This is a genomic window from Halomonas sp. Ps84H-12, from assembly GCF_024124725.1.
Taxonomy (GTDB): Bacteria; Pseudomonadota; Gammaproteobacteria; order Pseudomonadales; family Halomonadaceae; genus Vreelandella; species Vreelandella aquamarina.
Genome location: NZ_JAMXSJ010000003.1, coordinates 69,820 through 92,188 on the forward strand (window position 1 = coordinate 69,820; position 22,369 = coordinate 92,188).

20 protein-coding genes, 1 tRNA gene and 1 other RNA gene are annotated in these 22,369 nt (G+C 56.0%); 16 read left to right on the forward strand and 6 right to left on the reverse strand.

What is annotated here, in order from left to right; genetic code table 11:
• The first annotated feature begins 161 nt into the window (after positions 1 to 161).
• The 4 genes from NH344_RS02160 to NH344_RS02175 are packed head-to-tail and all read left to right on the forward strand — an operon-like array spanning position 162 to position 2,507.
• A complete protein-coding gene (locus NH344_RS02160) occupies positions 162 to 929 on the forward strand; it encodes a DUF1538 domain-containing protein (RefSeq protein ID WP_058577756.1) in 768 nt (255 codons plus the stop codon).
• Positions 926 to 1,741, forward strand: coding sequence for a Na,Li,K/H(+) antiporter subunit UmpB (umpB, locus tag NH344_RS02165; RefSeq protein ID WP_253027484.1), 816 nt, complete (start codon positions 926 to 928; stop codon positions 1,739 to 1,741). Before NH344_RS02160 ends, umpB begins: the two co-directional genes overlap by 4 nt.
• Entirely contained in the window at positions 1,731 to 2,084 is a 354-nt protein-coding gene (locus tag NH344_RS02170; RefSeq protein WP_044628015.1) for a P-II family nitrogen regulator, read from the forward strand. The genes umpB and NH344_RS02170 overlap by 11 nt, the downstream gene beginning before the upstream one ends.
• 15 nt (positions 2,085 to 2,099) lie before the next feature.
• On the forward strand, positions 2,100 to 2,507 hold the full coding sequence (locus NH344_RS02175) for a CBS domain-containing protein (RefSeq protein ID WP_044628016.1): 408 nt from the start codon (positions 2,100 to 2,102) through the stop codon (positions 2,505 to 2,507).
• Here NH344_RS02175 and NH344_RS02180 read toward each other — a convergent pair.
• Genes NH344_RS02180 through NH344_RS02190 form a run of 3 tightly spaced genes read right to left on the reverse strand, consistent with a single transcriptional unit; the run spans position 2,500 to position 5,196 of the window.
• A complete protein-coding gene (locus NH344_RS02180; RefSeq protein WP_290443932.1) occupies positions 2,500 to 3,435 on the reverse strand; it encodes a metal ABC transporter permease in 936 nt (311 codons plus the stop codon). The genes NH344_RS02175 and NH344_RS02180 overlap by 8 nt on opposite strands.
• A 9-nt stretch (positions 3,436 to 3,444) precedes the next feature.
• Positions 3,445 to 4,269 (reverse strand): metal ABC transporter ATP-binding protein, encoded by an 825-nt coding sequence (locus NH344_RS02185; RefSeq protein ID WP_058577760.1) that lies wholly within the window; start codon positions 4,267 to 4,269, stop codon positions 3,445 to 3,447.
• A 6-nt stretch (positions 4,270 to 4,275) separates the two neighbouring features.
• A complete protein-coding gene (locus NH344_RS02190) occupies positions 4,276 to 5,196 on the reverse strand; it encodes a metal ABC transporter substrate-binding protein (protein ID WP_058577761.1) in 921 nt (306 codons plus the stop codon).
• A 153-nt stretch (positions 5,197 to 5,349) separates the two neighbouring features.
• On the opposite strand from NH344_RS02190, the gene mntR reads away from it, so the two are divergent.
• Positions 5,350 to 5,826, forward strand: a complete 477-nt coding sequence (gene mntR / locus NH344_RS02195; RefSeq protein WP_054641501.1) for a manganese-binding transcriptional regulator MntR — start codon at positions 5,350 to 5,352, stop codon at positions 5,824 to 5,826.
• A gap of 282 nt (positions 5,827 to 6,108) precedes the next feature.
• On the opposite strand, the gene ffs is transcribed toward mntR, so the two are convergent.
• From ffs to NH344_RS02210, 3 genes are all read right to left on the reverse strand, one after another.
• Positions 6,109 to 6,205: signal recognition particle sRNA small type (gene ffs, locus NH344_RS02200), an RNA gene on the reverse strand.
• A gap of 44 nt (positions 6,206 to 6,249) precedes the next feature.
• Positions 6,250 to 6,326: transfer RNA gene (locus NH344_RS02205), tRNA-Met, on the reverse strand.
• A gap of 91 nt (positions 6,327 to 6,417) precedes the next feature.
• Positions 6,418 to 7,350 carry a choline ABC transporter substrate-binding protein gene (locus NH344_RS02210; RefSeq protein WP_044628021.1) on the reverse strand — a complete coding sequence of 311 codons (933 nt, stop codon included), beginning with the start codon at positions 7,348 to 7,350 and terminating at the stop codon, positions 6,418 to 6,420.
• 194 nt (positions 7,351 to 7,544) lie between these two features.
• On the opposite strand from NH344_RS02210, the gene betI reads away from it, so the two are divergent.
• The 11 genes from betI (at position 7,545) to NH344_RS02265 (ending at position 22,283) form a co-directional block, all read left to right on the forward strand.
• Complete coding sequence (betI, locus tag NH344_RS02215) at positions 7,545 to 8,168, forward strand: transcriptional regulator BetI (RefSeq protein WP_175565760.1); 624 nt, start codon at positions 7,545 to 7,547, stop codon at positions 8,166 to 8,168.
• A 10-nt stretch (positions 8,169 to 8,178) separates the two neighbouring features.
• Positions 8,179 to 9,648 (forward strand): betaine-aldehyde dehydrogenase, encoded by a 1,470-nt coding sequence (gene betB / locus NH344_RS02220; protein WP_044628023.1) that lies wholly within the window; start codon positions 8,179 to 8,181, stop codon positions 9,646 to 9,648.
• A 55-nt stretch (positions 9,649 to 9,703) separates the two neighbouring features.
• The gene (gene betA / locus NH344_RS02225; RefSeq protein ID WP_044628024.1) at positions 9,704 to 11,380 is read left to right on the forward strand and encodes a choline dehydrogenase; all 1,677 of its coding nucleotides are present in this window, start codon (positions 9,704 to 9,706) and stop codon (positions 11,378 to 11,380) included.
• Between the two features lie 206 nt (positions 11,381 to 11,586).
• Complete coding sequence (locus NH344_RS02230) at positions 11,587 to 14,073, forward strand: acyl-CoA dehydrogenase (protein WP_044628025.1); 2,487 nt, start codon at positions 11,587 to 11,589, stop codon at positions 14,071 to 14,073.
• A gap of 369 nt (positions 14,074 to 14,442) precedes the next feature.
• Positions 14,443 to 15,543: an ABC transporter ATP-binding protein gene (locus tag NH344_RS02235; protein WP_044628026.1), complete on the forward strand. Its 1,101-nt coding sequence runs from the start codon at positions 14,443 to 14,445 to the stop codon at positions 15,541 to 15,543.
• Complete coding sequence (locus NH344_RS02240) at positions 15,536 to 16,636, forward strand: ABC transporter ATP-binding protein (protein ID WP_044628027.1); 1,101 nt, start codon at positions 15,536 to 15,538, stop codon at positions 16,634 to 16,636. Before NH344_RS02235 ends, NH344_RS02240 begins: the two co-directional genes overlap by 8 nt.
• Positions 16,629 to 17,516: a sugar ABC transporter permease gene (locus NH344_RS02245; RefSeq protein ID WP_044628028.1), complete on the forward strand. Its 888-nt coding sequence runs from the start codon at positions 16,629 to 16,631 to the stop codon at positions 17,514 to 17,516. The genes NH344_RS02240 and NH344_RS02245 overlap by 8 nt, the downstream gene beginning before the upstream one ends.
• 1 nt (position 17,517) lies before the next feature.
• Entirely contained in the window at positions 17,518 to 18,411 is an 894-nt protein-coding gene (locus tag NH344_RS02250) for a carbohydrate ABC transporter permease (RefSeq protein ID WP_044628029.1), read from the forward strand.
• An 11-nt stretch (positions 18,412 to 18,422) separates the two neighbouring features.
• Positions 18,423 to 18,695 carry a DUF2160 domain-containing protein gene (locus NH344_RS02255; protein ID WP_044628030.1) on the forward strand — a complete coding sequence of 91 codons (273 nt, stop codon included), beginning with the start codon at positions 18,423 to 18,425 and terminating at the stop codon, positions 18,693 to 18,695.
• Between the two features lie 82 nt (positions 18,696 to 18,777).
• Entirely contained in the window at positions 18,778 to 20,517 is a 1,740-nt protein-coding gene (locus NH344_RS02260) for an ABC transporter substrate-binding protein (protein ID WP_044628031.1), read from the forward strand.
• Between the two features lie 125 nt (positions 20,518 to 20,642).
• Positions 20,643 to 22,283 (forward strand): FAD-dependent oxidoreductase, encoded by a 1,641-nt coding sequence (locus tag NH344_RS02265; RefSeq protein ID WP_044628032.1) that lies wholly within the window; start codon positions 20,643 to 20,645, stop codon positions 22,281 to 22,283.
• Positions 22,284 to 22,369 lie beyond the last annotated feature (86 nt).

Genomic DNA, 22,369 nt, shown 5'->3' on the forward strand with positions numbered 1-22,369 from the left:
CATGGTGGGGCTGGCACGCACTAGACCCTTCGATGCTGCTGTTAGGTAGCCAACTTTGTTGACTAGAGAACACTCGCAACGTGTCCTAGATCAAAAGAAACGACATGCGTAACCATTACACTGATGAGCATAGACGTATCAGCCATTAAAAAAGGGCGCTAATGAACTTTATCCACTCTCTCGCCCTGCAGATCAAAAACAGCCTTCGGGATTTGCTACCCGTTGTGCTGGTTATGAGCTTCTTTCAAACGCTCGTCATCCAACAACCTCTCCCCGATACATTGGCGCTTTTCGATTTAGCACTAGGGCTACTGTTTGTAGTGATCGGGCTAACGCTCTTCATCAAGGGGCTAGAGCTGGGACTGTTTCCTTTAGGAGAGAACCTTGCACGTGCTTTCGTTCATAAAGGTTCTGTCGTTTGGCTCCTTCTATTTGCTTTTGCACTGGGGTTTGGATCCACCGTCGCAGAGCCAGCACTGATTGCCGTGGCGGCTCGTGCAGCGATTGTCGTCTCCGAAAGCGGTCTGATCGAGAATAGCAGTCTCGCCCAAACGTCCTTTGCGTTCACGCTCCGCATGATCGTAGCGCTTTCCGTAGGAACCGCCGTGGTCGTTGGCGTACTGCGTATCTTTAAAGGCTGGCCGCTGCATTTGATGATCATTGGTGGTTATATTCTTGTACTACTCTTGACGCCGTTAGCGCCTGCTGAGCTCGTTGGCATTGCTTATGATTCGGGCGGTGTCACGACATCGACCATTACCGTCCCTCTAGTTACGGCACTCGGTGTTGGCTTGGCCACGGCCATCAAAGGCCGCAACCCTATGCTGGACGGCTTTGGTTTGATTGCATTTGCTTCCGTTATGCCCATCATTTTCGTACTGCTTTTCGGTATTGTTGGCCTTGATCTCGTTGCAGAGGGAAGATCATGAATATGCTGGCTATTTTTTGGGGGACGCTACGCGATATTCTTCCCATCGTGGCGATTATTTTTGGCTTCCAATATTTGGTGATCCGCAAGCCGGTCAAACGGTTTCTAAAGGTCGCTATTGGTTTTTTCATGGTATGGGTAGGACTTTCTTTCTTTTTGATAGGGCTAGAGCAAGCCCTGTTTCCCATGGGTGAGTTGATGGCCAGCCAATTGACGCACCCCGATTTTCTACCTGCCATGACAGAGGGGGCTCAGCGGCATTGGAGCGACTACTACTGGGTCTATATTTTCGCGTTTACGATTGGCGCAAGCACTACGATTGCCGAGCCATCGCTGATCGCGGTGTCGATCAAAGCTGGCGAAATATCCGGTGGTACGATCAACCCTTTTACCCTGCGGCTCGCCGTTGCCCTCGGCATGGCCTTTGGAATCACCCTGGGCGCATGGCGCATCGTCATGGGCCTACCTTTGCAGTGGTTCGTGCTAGGAGCGTACTGCCTAGTGATTGTCCAAACCCTACGATCCCCAAAGTCGATTATTCCCCTTGCATTCGATTCCGGGGGCGTCACGACATCGACCATTACCGTGCCGATCATCGCCGCGCTAGGTCTTGGATTAGCCTCCTCGATACCCGGTCGTAGCGCGTTAATGGATGGCTTTGGAATGATCGCGCTTGCCTGCCTATTCCCTATTATCACGGTAATGGGATACGCCCAAATTGCTCGATGGCGAAGCAATAGGCCATCGAAAATACAGCCGCTCTCAGGCACGTCAGTGACAAAGTCTCATCAAGGAGATACCCATGCGCTTTAAACTCATTGTCGCGCTTGTAGAAGATGAGCTAAGCGACCAGATACTTCAGGCAGCTAGAGATGCTGGAGCCACCGGCGCCACTGTCATCAATAACGCGCGTGGCGAAGGCTTAAAAAAAGCAAAAGGCATTTTTGGCATGGACATTACGTCGCAACGTGACGTGCTGCTCTTTTTAGTGGAGGAGCATATTAGCCGTTCAATTCTCGAAGCGATCGCGGAAGTGGGTGCATTTGACGACACGTCGGGAACAGGCATCGCCTTTCAGCTAGACGTCGAGGATGCGGTAGGCGTCGCACACCAAGTGAAATCCCTCGAAGATGCATTCGATCAACCGCTAGGCTAGAGAGAGGCTTTAACAATGGCAAGCTCATCACTGACGGAGCGCACTGCCCAGGACGTCATGCACTCCCGCTATGTGACGACCGATGGTTTTATGACCGTTACTGACGGCATTGAACTAATGAGGCAATACGATGCCACCGCTATCATCGTTGATAGGCGCGATGAGAAAGATGAACTGGGGCTTGTGTTAGCCTCTGATATTGCTAAAAAAGTGCTCGCAGTCAATCGCTCTGCAGACCGTGTAAGCCTTTACGAAATCATGAGCAAACCGATCATTAGCGTCCGTCCGGAAATGAATATTCGCTATTGCGCTCGCCTGTTTGCTCAGTTTGGTTTATCCCAAGCACCGGTCGTCGATGCAAAACACAGCGTCATTGGGATCATCGACTACCCACGGCTCGTCATCGGGTGGGAAACTAATTAGCGCCTCCCAAGCTTCGATGCCGCCAAAGCCGCATCAGCACACCGTGCTTTGGCGAAAACAGCAGCGCCGTGAAGAAGCACCCCGTTGCTACCAAGACGATGGTGCCACCGGACGCTACGTCAAACGCAAACGAGAGCCATAGCCCCAACACGGCAGACCCCACCCCAATCCCCACGGAGATAAACAGCATCGTTTTGAAGCGGTCGGTCAGCAAGTGGGCCGTGGCGCCCGGCGTAATCAGCATGGCCACCACGAGGATGATACCGACGGTTTCCAAACTGGCCACGATGGTGAGCGTGAGCAGTAGAATCAAACCGTAATGTATCACTCCCGTATTGAAGCCAAGCGCTTGGGCCTGCGTGGGATCGAAGGCGTAAAGCATGAGCGGACGATAAGCCAGCCATACCACCAACAGCGCAACAAGGCTGGCCGCCAACGTGAGCAATAGTGCCGACTGCTGCACTCCGAGCACGTTGCCAAACAGGATATGCATCAAGTGAGTGCTAGAGGCGATCTTACTGATCAAGACCACGCCCAGCGCAAATGCCCCGGTAAACATGATCCCCATGGCGGCATCGGATTTGATGCGCGTGTGCCGCTCGATTGCCCCAATACCGAGCGACGTCAGCGCTCCTGTGACGAAGGCACCGATAAAAAAAGGCAGCCCCAGCAGGTAGGCAATCGCCACGCCAGGCAAGACCGCATGGGAAATCGCATCCCCCAGCAGTGACCAACGCTTGAGCACGACGTAACACGAAAGCATGCCGCAGATGGCTCCCACCATCATCGACGTGAGCAGCGCACGCTGCATGAAGGCGTACTGAAACGCCTCTGATACGCTGTCGGGCATTAGATTCACGGGCACCATCAGCGCCGCGATGAGCCCCGCCACCAGCGCACTACTCCAAGCATCCAACGTTTCTAACATTCAAGTCGCCTATTCTTTGCTGGCAAATGCAGGAAGGCGGACACGCTCGGCATCCGCCGAAGAATTCGCAATAGAACTCACCGCAAGTTCGGCCAACTTGCTATCGCTCAGCATTTCGTCGGGCGCGCCCTCGCCGCGAATGAATCGATTGATCAGTACCACATGGTCCACGTAGCGACGCGCGCCCGGCATATCGTGCGTCACCATCACGATGGTTCGTCCGGCTTCGCGTTCGCGTTTGAGCACGTCGAGAATGAGTCGCTCGCTAGGTGGGTCGACGCCCGCAAGCGGCTCATCGAGCAGCAGGATACTCGCCTCTTGCGCTAACGCACGCGCTAGCAGCACGCGTTTTTTTTGTCCGCCCGATAAGGCCCCGATCGGCCGCTCGGCATATGCCAGCATATCAACGTCGTCTAACGCCTTTTCCACCGCATCACGATGCCGTGACGAATGCCAACGCGCAGGCAGCAGCCTCCGCCACCACGCATCTTGACGCATGTGGCCATAGCGGGCGCTCATCACGGTTTCCCACACCGAAATAGGGAAGTCCCACTCGATGGCCTCTCGCTGGGCCATGTAGGCAATGCGCCCGGCTTTTCGATGGTGCTCGATGGCTTGACCAAATGCCGTCACGCGGCCGCGTAAGGGTTTCATGCTACCGGTCAGCACATGAAACAGCGTCGACTTGCCAGCCCCATTCGGCCCGACGATAGCCGTCCAACGCCCGCTTGGCAGCGAGAGGTGAATATCCTCTAGCACGGGCTGACGCTGGTAAGCCGCATAGACACCGCTCACATCGATGGCGCTGGCGGGTTGAGACGGTAGTGAGGACATTGTGATTTACTCGCTAGCCAAGTAGCGACGCAGCAAGGCAACGTTATGACGCTGCATGGCAAAGTAATCGGCAGCCTCCCCGTCAGGCTCACTCAACGAGTCGACATACAGCGGCCCGGCAACGGGAAGCCCCGTATCACGTGCGATACTGGTCACATGGCGGTCAGAAATCGTGCTTTCCCAAAACAGTGCCGCCGGTTGACGCTCGTTGATTCGGTCGATGACCCGCATCAACTGACGCGGAGAGCCCTCTGTTTCGGCATTGGTCCCCCAAATGCCGTCGTGCTCGAACCGATACGCGTCGGCAAAGTAGAGAAAGGCTGCTTCACTGGAGAGCAGCACGCGGCGCTCTTCGGGAATGGCTTCGAGCGTTTCTTGAAGCTCGACATGTAGGTCGTGCAGTTGCGCTTCCAGTGCCGCTGCACGCTGCTGAATCGCATCGGCTTGATGGGGCAGGCTATCCTCCAACGTGTTGGCAATGGCTTGCACATAGGCACTGGCAGCCCGCGGGTCCATCCACAGGTGTGGGTCCACGTCGCCTTCCATCTCACCGGTGACGATCGTTTGCGTCGGGTAACCCGACGCCTCTGCCACGGCGATCATAGGTATGTCATCGTTGACCGTCGCCGATACTTGGCGCATCCACTGCTCGAGCTGATAGCCGTTATAAAAAACGATGTCGGCGTCCTCGAGCGCAGCAAAATTATCTGGGGTTAGCTCCCACTCGTGCACTTCGGCGTTGATCGGTGTCAGCACCGTGACGTTCGCATCATCGCCGGCCACTTTCTTCACCAAGTCGCCAAGAACTGAAAACGTCACGGCAATCTCGATGGGCGGATTTTGCAACTCATCGGCCTGAGCACTGGTCACAACGCCACACCAGGCGAACGGCACGCTCAAAGCTGCTAGCAAGTATGGTTTAGCCACTGGATCTCTCTTCTGTGCTAGGCTCGTGTTACAGATAACTTTAGCTCAACAAAAAAGCAATGTGCAAACAGTTTAGCCTTGGCTAACAATTATCTTCAAAAATGCGCTACCATCGCCAATTAACGCTTCCACTAACTTTGATAACCTTTGCCAATGAGTGATCACCAACAGCGGCGCACCTCCTCCCCCTCTGGACACAGTGGTGATGCACTACCGCCTGTGGAACAGCACGCACAGCAGTATGAAACGGTGCGCAACGCACACGAAACCGAGCTGATCGAAGATTATGTCGAGCTAATTGGCGATTTAATTCGGCATCGTGGCGAGGCACGCGCCGCCGATATCGCCAATCGTATGGCAGTAAGCCAAGCAACCGTATCGAAAATGATTCGTCGCTTGAATGAACTAGGATTAGTGACCAGCAAGCCCTATCGCTCGCTTTTTTTGACCGAAGAGGGTCAGAAAATGGCGGAAACGTCCCGCGCCCGCCACGACATTGTATTGCACTTTTTACGGGCGCTCGGCGTAGATGACAGCACGGCAAGAATTGATGCCGAAGGGATGGAGCATCACGTCAGCGATAAGACGCTCACCATCATGCAGCGCTTCACCGAACAGCAGATTAAGTAGTCGCCCTCTCTCCCTAACGGGGCAGCCGAAGGTCCCACATTTTCAACCCACCATTAACCCTAAGGCTGCTACAACTTAACTTAAATAGAAAACACCAGCCACTTTTTCCCGACCTCGACATCGGTCAACAGAAAAGTGGATGCCCACGGTCAGGGGCATTGAAGATCTCATAAATCATTGAGGTGCAACGATATGATTGCAGCCAACCTTACAGCCGACTCATTGATAGAAATTAATTTAGACTATGTGACGTCGCGTAGGGAAGGCTAGAAATGGAGGCGACCCCAAAAGCCACATCCCGGCACACGCAGCCACCACTACCGTTGCTCCCTTCCGGGCCTGGCGGGGTTCGCAGTTTAGCGTTGCGGGAGGACCTAAGGGGCCACCATAGTCGCATGCGTTTGAATGCATACTGACGCTGATTGGTAGCTACGCCCTGATTTGAACAGGGGACCCCATCATTATGAGTGATGTGCTCTAACCAACTGAGCTACGTAGCCTTTCCGACATCAGCGGGTGCAGAGTATGCCTATATTAGCGGCAAAAGGCAAGCCGAAATGGCCTGCCTTTTCATACCTTCGACGAACGCGCTTACAACGCCGACTGTACGGCAGGTAATGCGTCGTCGCCATCACGCGTCGTCACGCCTTCCAACCACGCCTCCAATACATCGGGATGTGCACTCAGATAGTCACGCGCCGCTTCGCGAGGCTCGCCCCCCTCGTCCATGATGGCACTCATCAGCTGGTTTTCCATCTCCAGCGTGAACGTCATGTTGCTCAGCAACTCACCGACGTTTGGGCAGGACTCGACGAAACCAGTGCGAGTATTAGTGTAGACCGTCGCGCCGCCAAGATTCGGACCAAAATAGTCGTCTGCATCAGACAGGTACGCCATCTCGAAATTGGTGTTCATGGGGTGCGGCTCCCAACCCAGGAAAACCATCCACTTTTCATTGGGAACCCGAGCGCTCAACTCGGCCAGCATGCCCGCCTCGCTGGAGTCGATTACTTGCCAGTCACCTAGCCCATAGGCGTCATCATCAATCATCTGCTGGATGAGTTCGTTACCGTCATTACCTGCTTCAATGCCGTGAATGCGTTGCTCAAACTGCTCTGCGTGCTCGGCTAAATCGTTAACAGAAGTCACGCCAGCGTCATACACATACTGAGGCACCGCCAAGGTATATTTAGCGTCTTCAAGGTTGGCGACTAAGCGCTCCACTTCTCCACGCTCAATATAGGGGTCACTGATAGAGGCCATCGACGGCATCCAGTTACCCAAAAACACATCAAAATCGTTATTACGCATACCTGCATAAGCGATGGGAACCGAGACGGTATCTACACGCGGCTCGTAGCCAAGCGCTTCGAGTACTTCGCTGGCCAGCGCTGTGGTCGCCGTAATATCAGTCCAACCCACCTCAGCAAAACGAACGCTACTGCATTCATTAGCAAAAGCCGAGACGGGTAAAAAAGCGGTGACAAATAAAGTACCCAAACGACGCGTTGTTACTTGTTTCATAAAGCTCTTCCCTCATGATCTGTTTTATTGACACACGCTCTGCAAACAACAGATGCAGAGGTGAGAAGCGATCAGGCATACTTTTATTGATTGAACGTTCAATAAAAAAATGCCATTATATTCAGGTAACCATGCCTACTCCTGCTTTTCAAGGTGAGGAGCCAATGGGCATTCAACGTCATTAGGAGATAGCTGTGCCTAAGGTGGGAATGGAACCAATACGCCGCCAGCAGTTAATCAAGGCCACCATGGCGGCCATTGATGAGGTTGGCCTTGCAGAAGCGACGGTGATGCGCATCGCCCGTCACGCGGGGGTTTCCGCAGGCATTATCAGCCACTACTTTGGCGGTAAAGATGGCCTGCTCGAAGCCACGATGCGACAAATTTTGACGGACTTAAGCGATGCCGTCGCCGCGCGGCGCCATGCCTTAGAAGACGATTCACCGCGTGCGCACATTGGCGCCATTATTGAAGGCAACTTTGATCGCACCCAGGTCACCGGACCCGCCGCTAAGACGTGGTTAGCCTTCTGGGCCAGCAGCATGCACAAGCCCGTACTTCAGCGGCTTCAGTATGTGAACGACCGTCGTCTTTACGCCAACCTATGTCATCAATTTCAACGTGTCATGCCCAAAGCGGATGCCCGCAACGCCGCTCGTGGCCTAGCCGCCATGATCGATGGTTTATGGCTGCGCGGTGCGTTAACGCCTGAAGGCCTGGATGCCGCAGAAGCGCGCTATCTTGCGCACACCTATCTCGACCAGTTACTGACTCATTACGGATGCTATCAAGACGCATCCACTGCCGATTTTAAATAAGGAGATCAACATGACCGCTCAAAGCGCACAACCCCTCTATATTGGTGGTCGCCCGGTTGATGCCACCTCCGGCGAAACATTTACCGTTACCAATCCTTATGATGGCAGTCTGCTGGCCACGATTGGTCAGGCAAGCCAAGCCGATGTCGACAGCGCCGTTCAGGCAGCACAGCGTGGCCAGCGTGAATGGGCCGCGATGACTGGCATGGAGCGCTCGCGCATCCTGCTACGTGCCGTGGCGCTTCTTCGTGAACGCAACGACGAGCTTGCCGAGCTGGAAACCCGCAATACTGGCAAGCCCATCAGCGAAACCGCCAGCGTCGATATCGTGACCGGTGCCGATGCTCTAGAGTACTACGCAGGCCTTGCCCCGGCGATTGAGGGCAGCCAAATTCCCCTGCGCGATAGCTCGTTTGTTTACACCCGCCGCGAGCCGCTAGGTGTGATCGGCGCCATTGGTGCCTGGAACTACCCGATTCAAATCGCCTGCTGGAAAGCGGCTCCGGCACTCGCCGCTGGCAACGCCATCGTGTTCAAGCCCAGTGAAGTCACACCGCTAACGGCGCTTAAGCTTGCCGAAATCTTCACTGAAGCAGGCTTGCCCGACGGTGTATTTAACGTGGTACAGGGCGATGGTCGCGTCGGCGCCATGCTGACCGAGCACGAAGGCATTGCCAAAGTCTCGTTTACCGGTGAAGTGGGCACAGGCAAAAAAGTCATGGCCGCTGCCGGTGGTTCCACGCTGAAAGACGTGACAATGGAACTCGGCGGCAAATCTCCGCTAATTGTCTTCGCGGATGCCGACCTCGACCGCGCAGCCGATGCCGCCATGATGGCGAACTTCTACTCCAGCGGCCAAATCTGCACCAACGGCACTCGCGTGTTCGTTGAGCGCAGCGTCAAAGAGGCGTTCGAAGCCAAGCTAGTAGAGCGCGTGGCACGCATCAAAGCAGGCGACCCGATGGATCCGAGCGTCAATTTCGGTCCGCTTGTCAGCTTCGAGCATCAGGAAAAAGTGCTCTCCTACATCGCGCTCGGCAAAGAGCAAGGCGCACGCGTGCTGGCCGGTGGCGACGCGTGGAACAGCGGCGAATGGGCCAAAGGCGCCTGGGCGGCCCCCACGGTATTCACTGACTGCACCGACGAGATGCGTGTCGTCAAAGAGGAGATCTTTGGCCCGGTAATGTCAGTACTCGCCTTCGACGACGAAGAGGAAGTCATCCGCCGCGCCAACAACACCAAGTACGGCCTAGCCGCCGGCGTCTTCAGCGAAAGCCTGAACCGCGCGCACCGTGTGATTCACCAGCTGGAAGCCGGCATCTGCTGGATCAACACCTGGGGAGAGTCGCCGTCGGAGATGCCGGTAGGCGGTTACAAGGAGTCGGGCATTGGTCGCGAGAACGGCGTCGAGACGCTCAATCACTACACCCAGACCAAGTCCGTACAGATCGAGATGGGGCCGTTCGAGTCGGTGTTTTAAAGGCTGAGCCCAGCTTTCGTACACCGAACTCCCCTTTCTGGATGAGAGAACCGCTATGTCTCAAGCAACTGAGTTTGATTACATTATCATCGGTGCCGGTTCAGCAGGTAACGTGCTGGCCACGCGCCTGACCGAAGACAGCGATGTCAGCGTGCTGCTGTTGGAAGCCGGTGGCCCTGACTACCGTTTCGATTTTCGCACCCAAATGCCCGCAGCGTTGGCTTACCCACTACAGGGCAAGCGTTATAACTGGGCGTTCGAAACCGACCCCGAACCTCATATGGACAATCGCCGTATGGAGTGCGGGCGTGGCAAAGGCCTAGGCGGCTCCTCGCTGATCAACGGTATGTGCTACATCCGCGGCAACGCGCTTGATTACGACCACTGGGCCAAACAGCCCGATTTGGAGGAGTGGGATTATTTAAGCTGTCTGCCCTACTTCAAAAAGAGCGAAACCCGCGATATCGGCCCGAACGACTACCACGGTGGCGACGGGCCCGTCAGCGTGACCACTCCCAAAGCGGGCAATAACCCGCTTTACCGCACTTTTATAGAGGCGGGCAAGCAAGCCGGCTACCCAGAAACCGAGGACGTCAACGGCTACCAACAAGAGGGCTTCGGCCCGATGGACCGCTTCGTAACGCCGAAAGGTCGCCGCGCCTCCACCGCTCGTGGCTACCTGGACACGGCCAAACAGCGCAGTAACCTGACCATCGAAACCCGCGCCGTCACCGACGTGATCGAATTCGAGGGTAAGCGCGCCGTCGGCGTCCGCTACGAGCAGAAAGGCCAGCCCAAGCAGGCTCGCGCGCGTCGCGAAGTGCTGCTGTGCGGTGGTGCGATTGCCTCCCCGCAAATTCTCCAGCGCTCTGGCGTAGGTAACCCAGAGTGGCTGAAAGAGCTGGGCATTCCTGTCGTACATGAACTGCCCGGCGTCGGCGAAAACCTGCAAGACCATCTGGAGATGTACATTCAGTACGAGTGCAAGGAGCCCATTTCGCTCTACCCGGCGCTGAAGTGGTACAACCAGCCAAAAATCGGTGCAGAGTGGCTGTTCAAAGGCACTGGTGTGGGCGCAAGCAACCAGTTCGAGTCCTGTGGCTTCATCCGTAGCCGCGATGACGAGGAGTGGCCAAACCTGCAGTACCACTTCCTGCCTATCGCCATTAGCTATAACGGCAAGAGTGCCGTTCAAGCGCATGGCTTCCAGGCACACGTCGGTTCCATGCGTTCAGAAAGCCGCGGCCGTATTCGTCTGACATCTAAAGACCCCCACGCGGCACCGAGCATTCTGTTCAATTACATGGCCAAAGAGAAGGATTGGGAAGAGTTCCGCGACGCGATTCGCCTAACTCGCGAGATCATCGCCCAGCCCGCCTTCGACCGATACCGAGGCCGGGAAATTTCCCCCGGCCCGGACGTGCAGAGCGATGAAGAGCTCGACAATTTCGTCAAGCAGCACGCCGAAACTGCTTATCACCCCTGCGGCAGCTGCCGCATGGGCGAAGGTGACATGGCGGTGACCGATGCCCAAGGCCGGGTACATGGGCTCGAAGGACTGCGCGTGGTGGATGCATCACTATTTCCGGTCATTCCAACCGGCAACCTGAATGCTCCCACCATCATGCTGGCCGAAAAAATCGCCGACCGTATTCGCGGTCGCGAGCCCCTGCCCCGTGCCAGCGTAGATTACTACGTCGCCAACGGCGCGCCTGCCAAACAGGCATCGTAGCCTGAGACGAGTGCGGGCTTATCGACCCGCTGCGTCAAAACGCCATGGTTCCGCGCCATGGCGTTTTTTTATGTCTTAACTGCGCTACATTGAAGATATAAAGCGAACGTATAACGGTGAAAGGCTTGCACTAAGCATCTTGACTCTGCGAATATTCAAACATACGTTTAAATACGCTCATTAACAACCATCCACGGAGATACCCCATGCTCACCTTACTACTCATCGTGCTGGCCGTTGCGGGCTTGCTCGTGGTGATGCGCCGCGAGGCAGGTGCCACCGCTGCCCTTGCCCTACTAGGCGTACTGGGCTTAATTGGCGTTGTGTTAGGCGCACCGATCATAGGCACCTTGCTACTCATTGCCGCCGCCGCAGTAGCCGTGGTGGGCCTTCCTGCACTGCGCAGTAAATGGCTAACCCCGCGTATTTTTGCCACTTTCAAAAAAGTAGCGCCGAAAGTATCGGCTACCGAGCGCACCGCGCTGGAAGCGGGCAGCGTTTCCTGGGATGGCGAGCTTTTTTCAGGTAAGCCCCAGTGGCAATCGCTGCTCGACTTCAAAGACGATGGCCTAAGTGACGAAGAGCAGGCGTTTTTAGACAACCAGTGCTCAAAAGCCGCTGGCATGTGCAACGCCTGGGATATCGCCCGTGAGCGTGCCGACCTGCCCCAAGAGCTATGGGACTACCTGAAAAAAGAAGGCTTCTTCGGCATGATTATTCCGAAGGAGTACGGCGGTTTGGGCTTCTCTGCCAAGGCGCAATCCATGGTGCTGCAGAAGCTCTCCGCCAACGAAACCCTGATGGTGACTGTAGGCGTGCCCAACTCTCTCGGCCCTGGCGAACTGCTGCTGAAGTACGGCACCCAAGAGCAGAAAGACCACTACCTGCCGCGCCTAGCCGATGGTCGTGAAATCCCCTGCTTCGGCCTCACCGGCCCCCGCGCAGGTTCAGATGCGACTTCCCTTCCAGATACCGGCGTGGTGTGTACGCAAGTCATTAATGGCGAAGAAGTCGTGGGCGTGCGCCTGAACTTTGAGAAGCGCTGGATCACCCTGGCGCCCATTGCCACCGTGGTTGGCCTGGCATTCCGCCTCTTCGACCCGGAAAACCTGCTGGGCGACGAAGAAGATCGGGGCATTACCCTGGCGCTGATCCCCCGCGATACTCAGGGTATGGACATTGGCCGTCGCCACCACCCGATTGGCAGCCCGTTTATGAACGGCCCGATTAAGGGTAAAGACGTGTTCGTACCGCTGGACACCATTATCGGTGGCCCGGATATGATTGGCCAAGGCTGGCGTATGCTGGTGGAGTGTCTCTCGATTGGCCGCTGCATCACGCTGCCTTCGGGCGCCACCGGCACCGCGCGTTACGCGCTGGGCTGGAGCGGCGGCTTTACCCGCGTGCGTCGTCAGTTCAACGTACCGGTCGCAGAGATGGAAGGCGTGCAAGAGCCCCTGGCACGTATGGCGTCATTGGCCTACATTTCGGCAGCCACGGTGTACCAAACCGCTAACCTGATCGACCATGGCGAAAAGCCAGCGGTACCCTCTGCCATCCTGAAAAGCCAGCTGACCGAATTTCAGCGCGTGCTGCTTAGCGATGCAATGGACGTGCACGGCGGTAAAGCAGTGACGCTTGGCCCGCGCAACTACTTGGGTATCGGCTATAGCGCGAACCCGGTAGCCATTACCGTTGAAGGCGCGAACATCATGACCCGTAACCTGATGATCTTTGGTCAGGGCGCGATTCGTTGCCATCCTTACGTGCTGGAAGAGCTAGCTGCCAAAGATGCCAACGATGTGAAAGCCTTCGATAAGGCCTTCTTCGCCCATGCAGGCTTAATCTTCGGCAACGCGGCGCGCGCCTTTACGCTAGGGTTAGGCATGGGTAAGCCGAGTGTTCCGTTTAGCGGCCCTGCTGCTAGCTACGCGCAGGATATCGCTCGCCTCTCAGCTGGTTTCGGCCTGTGCGCGGATGCCGCCATGGCTAGCTTGGGCTCTACGCTGAAAAAACGCGAAATGCTCTCGGCGCGTCTAGGCGATGTACTTTCTAACCTCTACCTCGCCTCCATGGTGCTCAAGCAATGGCATAACGGCAATAAAGTAGAAGGCGAGGAAGCGCTGCTTCACTACAGCCTGCAGTTCCTGCTCAATCGTGCTGAGCAGGCGTTTGTGGAGATTTTCGACAATCTGCCAAACCGCGCGCTGGGTAACGTATTGAAAGTTGTGGTGATGCCCACCGGCCGCCGCTGGAACAAACCCCACGATGACTTGGCCCGCGACATTGCCCAGCGAGTGTCTACCCATAGCGCGCTGCGTAGCAAGCTGCTTGCCAACACCTGGGACAAAGATGACGGCACCGTTAGCAATCCGCTGGCCCGCTATAACGCCCTGCTAGGGGATTATGAACGCGCGGAAGTGATTTACCGCACGGTGAACAAGGCCTATGCCAAGGGCGAGCTGCCGCAAACGGCTCTCCACCCCGAAGCACGTGTAGAAGCAGCGCTTGAAAAAGGCTTGATCAATGAAGAAGACGCCGCCTTTATGCGCACGTTTGAAGCTGAAGTGCTGGAAATGCTGACCGTCGATGACTTTGCTTACGACGCGTTTGCCAACGACAAGTCGACACTGATCGACCATAACGCAGCACCTGCCAAAGCATCGCCGCAGGCAGAGACCAGCGTTAAGTAAATGGCTTTTAGCCCTCGACCAACCGGCCCACCAAGGGCCGGTTTTTTATGCCACCCGCATGTTCTAAAACGAATCAAACGAACATTATAGCCATAGGGCGTAGTGGAGACTGAGCAAACCGAGCTTCTTACTCACCCTGAAAACTCTATTTTTGAGTTCTTCTACGCCTAAAAGCGAATACAAACGGCCATCAAAAGCGTTGCAAGTTCGCAAATGATCAACTAGCCTTTCGTTAATGAAAATATCGCATGGGTTGGTTGCCACACAATAATCGGCAAATAAGTACGGCCAACCACCCTCCCTCGCGATCAGCGCACTACACAATTATCGATACCACCTATCAATAACAACGACGCTAGCGAGATCGGCATGTCCTTACATTTGCAAAATATCGACCACGTCGTCGGGGGTCAGACCCATATCAGTGGGGTTAACCTCGAACTGGAACCCGGCTCCTTTAACGTGTTGCTCGGACGCACGTTGGCGGGCAAAACCACGCTCATGCGTCTAATGGCAGGCTTAGAGCAGCCCACCCGCGGGCGTATCTTCATGGACGGCAAAGATGTCACCGGCGTTTCGGTTCGCAAACGCAACGTGTCGATGGTCTACCAACAGTTCATCAATTACCCCAGCCTGACGGTACGCGACAATATTGCTTCACCGCTGAAACTAGCCAAAACGCCTCAACAGGAAATTGATCGGCGTGTCGGCAGTATTGCTGAAATGCTGCATATCGAACATCTGCTCGACCGCTACCCCCAAGAGCTCTCAGGGGGGCAGCAGCAGCGCACCGCCATGGGCCGGGCGCTAGTCAAAGATGCCGACCTGATTCTGTTCGACGAGCCGCTGGTGAACCTGGATTACAAACTGCGCGAAGAGCTGCGTGACGAGCTGCGCGAACTCTTCAAAGCGCGCAACTGTATTGCCGTTTACGCCACTACAGAGCCCAACGAAGCGCTGGCATTAGGCGGCAATACGGCGGTACTGCATGAAGGCAAGCTACTGCAGTACGGCCCCACCGAACAGGTATACCGTGAGCCCAACGGTCGTCATAGCGCCGAGATGTTCTCCGAACCGCCGATTAATATCGTGCCCGGAAAGCTGACCGCAACGGAAATCACTTTCGACCAGTCGCTGCACTTCCCCTGCGACCCCGGCCTTCAGCGGCTCACCCCGGGCGATTACGACTTTGGCGTACGCGCCTCTCATATCACCCTCAAACCCCAGTCAGTCGACGATCTCGAGCTGCCAGTCAGGGTCGACGTCGCCGAGATAAGCGGTTCTGAAACGTTCTTACACGTGCGCCATGAGCGCTTCCCTCTGGTGCTGCATTTAGCGGGAATTCACGAGTTTCACGTCAACGATGCGATCAACGTGTACTTCCCAACGCATCAGCTCTACGCCTTCGATAAACAGGGCAGCACCGTGCACATCCCCTCTTCTGCTCAAGGGAGCGTTGCTCATGGCTGAGATTACTTTAAAAGGCTTGGCGCACAGCTATAGCAAAAGCCCTAGCAGCCATAGCGACTACGCGATTCGCCAGATGGATCACGTGTGGCACCAGGGCGGTGCTTATGCACTGCTGGGCCCGTCGGGCTGCGGTAAATCAACCCTGCTAAACATTATTTCTGGCCTGCTGGAACCCTCCGAAGGTGACGTACTGTTCGATGGTCACCGTGTGAACGAGCTGCCGCCGGAGGAGCGCAACATCGCCCAGGTGTTCCAGTTCCCGGTGATCTACGACACCATGACGGTGTACGACAACCTGGCTTTCCCGCTGCGCAACATGAACACCCCCGAGTACAAGGTCGACCCGAAAGTTCGGGAAATTGCCGATATCCTCGACCTCACGCCGCTCCTCTCCCGGAAAGCCAAAAACCTCACCGCCGATGAGAAGCAGAAAGTCTCCATGGGCCGCGGGCTAGTGCGTGACGACGTCTCTGCCATCCTATTTGACGAACCCCTCACGGTGATCGACCCGCAGCTCAAGTGGAAGCTGCGCCGTAAGCTCAAAGAGATCCATGAGCGCTTCAATATCACCATGATCTACGTCACCCACGACCAGCTTGAGGCGTCTACTTTCGCTGACAAAATTGCGGTGATGTACGACGGTCAGGTGGTGCAGTTCGGCACGCCTCGTGAACTGTTCGAAAAACCGGCGCATACCTTCGTGGGGTACTTCATTGGCAGCCCGGGCATGAACTTTATGAGCGTGTCTCACCAAGCGGGCAAAGTAATGTTTGGCGAGCTGCCGCTACCGGTGAATGAGGCCGTTAGCCGCAGCGTGGCCGCCGCAGGCTCCAGCAATATCAAGCTTGGCATTCGCCCGGAGTTCATTACGGTCAGCAACTCGCCGGAGCCAAACAGCGTACCGGTTGAAGTGGTTAACCTGCAGGACTTGGGGACCTACTCGCTGCTGAGCTTTACCTTGAACGGCCAGTTGTTCAAAGCGCGCCTGCCTGAAGGTCACGCGCCGGTAGGTGACGCTGCTCATGCAGTGTTTTCCGATCAGCACATCGCGCTCTACGTCGATGAATACCTAGTGGAGATCGGCCATGAATAATAAAGTACTCAATAACCGCGCATGGCTGCTGGTCCTTCCCATGCTGGTACTGGTGGCTTTTTCGGCCATCATCCCCTTGATGACCGTGGTCAACTACTCGGTTCAGGACGTGCTGGGCCCTAATGCGCGCTTCTTCACCGGTACCGAGTGGTTTCATAGCATCTTGAACGACTCGGCGCTGCGCGACGCCTTCGTGCGTCAGATTCTTTTTTCTCTGACCATTTTGGCCATCCAGGTGCCGCTCGGCATTGGCATTGCCCTGATTATGCCTAAGCGCGGCTGGCAGGCCTCTGCCGTACTGATCTTGATTACCCTGCCGCTTCTGATCCCTTGGAACGTGGTGGGCAGCATTTGGCAGATCTTCACCCGTGGCGATATCGGTCTGATGGGCTGGGGCCTGCGGGAGTTGGGCATCAACTACAACATTACCCGCAATGCGGGGGATGCCTGGGCGACGATCATTTTGATGGACGTGTGGCACTGGACCCCACTGGTGGCGATGCTCTGCTACAGCGGCCTGCGTTCGATCCCCGAGGCTTACTACCAAGCAGCACGTATCGATCGTGCCTCCAAGTGGGCGATCTTCCGCTACATCCAGCTTCCCAAACTCACTAACGTACTGGTCATTGCGGTGCTGCTGCGCTTTATGCACTCGTTCATGATTTACGCCGAGCCCTTTGTACTGACCGGCGGCGGCCCGGGTAGCTCCACCACCTTCCTGAGCCAGTCACTCGCGACTATGGCGATCGGCCAGCAGGATCTGGGGCCCTCTGCCGCGTTCTCGATCATCTACTTCCTGGTTATTTTGCTCGTGAGCTGGGTGTTCTACACCACCATCATGCACATGCAAAAAGATAAGAACCCGCACGGGGGAGCATGATATGTACCGCTTAGATAACGCCCAGCAGGGCGAGAAATACAACACCATTTTTAGCCGGACCACCCCGGCACAGCGGCGCAAACGTAACGCGCGCAGCCGGTTCCGTTCACGGTTTCTGCTGGGGCTGTACCTGTTCCTGATGATCCTGCCAATTTATTGGCTGATTAATATGTCGCTGCAGACCAACAGCGAGATTTTGGGCTCCATGACGCTATGGCCCAAAAACCTGACGTTTGATAACTACATCGGCATTTTCACTAACTCCAGCTGGTACATGGGCTATGTGAATTCAATGCTGTATGTAGCGCTCAACATGCTAATCACGATTTGCGTGGCGCTGCCTGCCGCCTATGCCTTCAGCCGCTACCGCTTTATTGGCGATAAGCACCTGTTCTTCTGGCTGCTCACCAACTTGATGGCACCGCCTGCGGTGTTTCTGCTGCCCTACTTCCAGCTCTACTACTCGGTAGGTTTGTTCGATACCCATATCGCCGTGGCCCTGGCCCACTGTTTGTTCAATATTCCGCTGGCCATCTGGATTCTCGAAGGTTTCATGAGCAGCGTGCCAAAAGAGATTGATGAGACGGCGTATATCGACGGCTATAGCTTTCCGCGCTTCTTTATCAAGATTTTCATTCCTATGATCCGCTCCGGTATCGGCGTCACGCTGTTCTTCCTGTTCATGTTCTCGTGGGTAGAGCTGCTGCTGGCACGCACGCTGACCGCCACCGACGCTCAACCGATCGGCATGATCATGACGCGGACCTCCACCGCATCGGGCATTGACTGGGGCACGCTTGCCGCCGCTGGTGTACTCACCATCGTGCCGGGCATTTTGGTGGTGTACTTCGTTCGCAACCATATCGCCAAGGGCTTTGCCCTGGGCCGCACCTAAGGAGCACCGTTATGTCTTGGATGGTATGGACAACACCGACTGCCATTTTCTTTTCATCCATTGCAGCGATGCTAGCAGGGATGACGCTGTGGGAGATCTTATCCCCCACCGTCGAACGCAAGGGGTTTCTACCCATTAGCACCACCCGCGGCGACCGGCTGTTCATCGGCCTGCTCTCCGCCGCGTTTATTCACCTGGGGGTGATTGGCTTCACAACGCTATCCATTTGGATAGCGCTGGCACTATCAGCGGTATGGCTGCTGGTGTTGATGCGCTGGGGCTAGGCCGACGGCTTTCTCAGCGGATGTACGGCGGTATCAAGGACGCTCACGTCATCAAGGAAGAGCACAACAAAACGAGGTCAACATGCGTAATAATAAGTTCAAACTCACTACCCTCGCCGCTAGCCTAATGCTCGCCTCGGGGAGCCTAATGGCAGACGACCACGACGCACGGGCAATCGCCGAGCGTTTGGTGGACGAGCACTTCCAAGACTCGACGCTCAGCCGTGAAGAGCAGATCGAAGAGCTACTGTGGTTCGCCAAGGCTGCCGAACCCTTCCGCGGTATGGATATACAGACCGTAGCCGAAGGCCTGACCACGCACGTGTATGAAAGCGAAGTGCTCGCTCCCGCGTTTAGCGAGCTGACCGGCATCAACCTGACCCATAACATCATCGGCGAAGGTGACGTGGTCGACACCATGCAGAACCAGATGCAGTCGGGCAACAGCATCTACGACGGCTTCGTCAACGACACCGACTCCATCGGCACGCATATTCGCTACGGCACCACCATCAACCTAACCCAAGCCATGGAGAACGAGTGGGCAGACTATACCCTGCCGACGCTGGACCTGGACGATTTCATCGGCCTGCAGTACGGCACCGGCCCGGATGGCAGTCTCTATCAACTGCCCACCCAGCAGTTCGCCAACCTGTACTGGTTCCGCTATGACTGGTTCCAGCGTGAAGACTTGCAAGAGCAGTTCCGTGACATTTACGGCTACGATTTAGGCGTGCCCACCAACTGGACCGCTTATGAAGATATCGCCGAATTCTTTACCGAGCATGTCGGTGAGATCGACGGTACTAAGGTCTACGGTCACATGGACTACGGCCGCCGCGACCCCTCTTTGGGTTGGCGCTTCCACGACTCCTGGCTCTCCATGGCAGGTATGGGCAGCCCCGGCGTACCGTCCGGTAACCCGGTGGATGACTGGGGTATTCGTGTCAACGAAGAGAGCCAGCCGGTCGGCGCAAGCGTAAGCCGCGGTGGCGCGACCAACTCACCTGCTTCCGTCTTCGCCATGCAGAAAGCCGTGGATTGGCTGCGTGATTTCGCACCGCCCGAAGCCCAGGGCATGACCTTTGGTGAAGCTGGCCCCGTGCCCGCCCAGGGCCATATCGCTCAGCAGATCTTCTGGTACACCGCCTTCACCGCTGACATGACCGACCCGTCTGTTGCCGTCACCGACGACGAAGGTAACCCGCTGTGGCGCATGGCACCCTCTCCCACTGGCCCCTACTGGGAAGAGGGCATGAAGGTGGGTTATCAGGACGTAGGTGCCTGGACCTTCTTCGATTCTACGCCTGAAGATCGCCGCACGGCCGCTTGGCTGTTTGCCCAGTTCACCGTGGCGAAAACCACCTCGCTGGAAAAACTGATGGCGGGCCTAACGCCAATTCGCGAGTCGGATATCTTCTCCGAGCAGATGACCGAAATGGCACCCCGACTGGGCGGCCTGGTGGAGTTCTACCGCAGCCCCAACGAGTCTAACTGGACGCCTACCGGCACCAACGTACCGGACTACCCACGCATGGCACCGCTGTGGTGGCAGAACCTGGCACCGGTGATGAGTGGTGAAGTCACGCCCCAAGAAGGCCTCGACAAGCTCGCCGCCGACATGGACAACACCATGAACCGCTTGGCACGGGCCAACGTCTTCGACAGCTATGCCCCGGTGCTGAACGAAGAACGCGACCCGCAGTACTGGCTTGACCAGGAAGGCGCCCCCAAAGCGAAGCTGGATAACGAGATGCCGCAAGGCACCACCGTTCCTTACGATGAAATGATGGAAGCATGGATGGCGGCCGGCACCCGCTAAGACCTATAGGGCGGGCGCCAGCCCGCCCCTTTTCCGTGGTGTCATCAGCGGCGGGCATTGTTGCCCTCTCCACTCGTTGAGACCGCAACCGACACGGGGCTTTTTCTTAATTAATTGGAACCGCTATGAAACTGCGTAACCGTAATGTCGAGAAATTGCACACTGATGACTTTGACGCACTGATTATCGGTGGCGGCATCAATGGTGCAGCAACCGCCGCTGCTCTTGCGGGCAAAGGTGCTAAAGTAGCCCTAATCGACCGTGGCGACTTTGCCGGCAGTACCAGCATGCACTCCTCGAACCTGGTTTGGGGCGGCATCAAATACATGGAAAGCAAAGACTTTGCGCTGGTACGTAAGCTCTGCAAAAGCCGCAACCACTTAATCAAAAGCTACCCGTCTACCGTTCAAGAAATTCGTTTCCTTACCACGATTACCAAAGGTTTCCGCCACTCTCCGCGCTATTTGTGGGCGGGCACCTGGCTTTATTGGCTGATGGGCAACGGCTTCACCAAGTTACCGCGCTTGCTCTCGCCCAAAAAGATCAAGCAAGAAGAGCCGATTATCGATATTGAAGGTGCCGTTGGCGGGTTCGAGTACTCAGATGCTTACCTGCATGATAACGACGCTCGCTTCGTATTTAACTTCGTACGCCATGCCCTTAACTACGGTGCCGTGGCGGCCAACTACGTCGAATCGTTGGGGGCCGAACGCGAAGGCGATACCTGGGTGACCAAAGCCCGCAACGTAATGGATGGCAGTATCTTCAATATTCGTTCCAAAGTGTTGATCAACGCCGCTGGCCCCTGGGTCGACCAGCACAATGCCCTGACGGGGCAAAAAACGTCCCACCAGCACCTCTACTCGAAAGGCATTCACTTGATTGTGCCGCAGTTAACCGACACCAAGCGGGTGCTGGCGTTCTTTGCCGATGATGGGCGGCTCTTCTTCGTCATTCCGATGGGCAACCGCACCTGTATCGGCACCACCGACACTCATATGGAGCACCCCGAGGTCGACGTCACCGCCGACGATATCGCGTTCGTTTTGGAGAACATCAACAAGCGCCTGACGCTCGACAAACCACTCACCCAAGCCGACATCATATCGACGCGCTGCGGGGTACGCCCTCTCGCCATCAAGGCCGACCAGGGCAGCGACCGCGACTTCCTGCAGCTATCGCGCAAGCATGTCATCGATACCAATCCAGAGAGTGCCCATATCAGTATCTTTGGCGGCAAGCTCACTGATTGCCTCAACGTGGGCGATGAAATTGCCGAGGAGGTAAAAGCGCTTGGCGTGGCGCTCAGCGATCCTAACTTTCACTGGTATGGCGAGCCGCCCGAGCCGGTGAAGCAGCAGTTTATGGATCAAGCCAAGCGCATGAACCTAGATGCCATGACGGCGGCTACCTCTTCAGAGCCGCTCTCCTCAAGACTATGGCGACGTTATGCAGAACAAGCGATTCCCATGCTTGAGAAAATTCGCCAAGACCCTTCTGAAGCCGATATTTTGATCGAAGGCACCGAGTACATCCGCTGTGAACTCGAGCACGCACGTGACCATGAGATGATCACGCAGTTGGAAGACTTCTTACGCCGCCGCGCCAAGGTGTCGCTGGTCGTTCACCATGAGCAGCTGCGCCAGTCGCCAGGCCTAAAAGAGGCCTGTCGGGTCCTCTTTGGCGAAGAAGCAGAAGAACGATTTACCACCTACTTCAAAGAGAATCGTGATACGTCTCGGCCGTCGGTTGAAACGCTCTCTTAAACAGAAGCGATCATTTTAAACCGTCACTCTTGCTCACATAAAAATCCCCCTGCTAACTCAATAACAGGGGGTATTAATATCGTGAG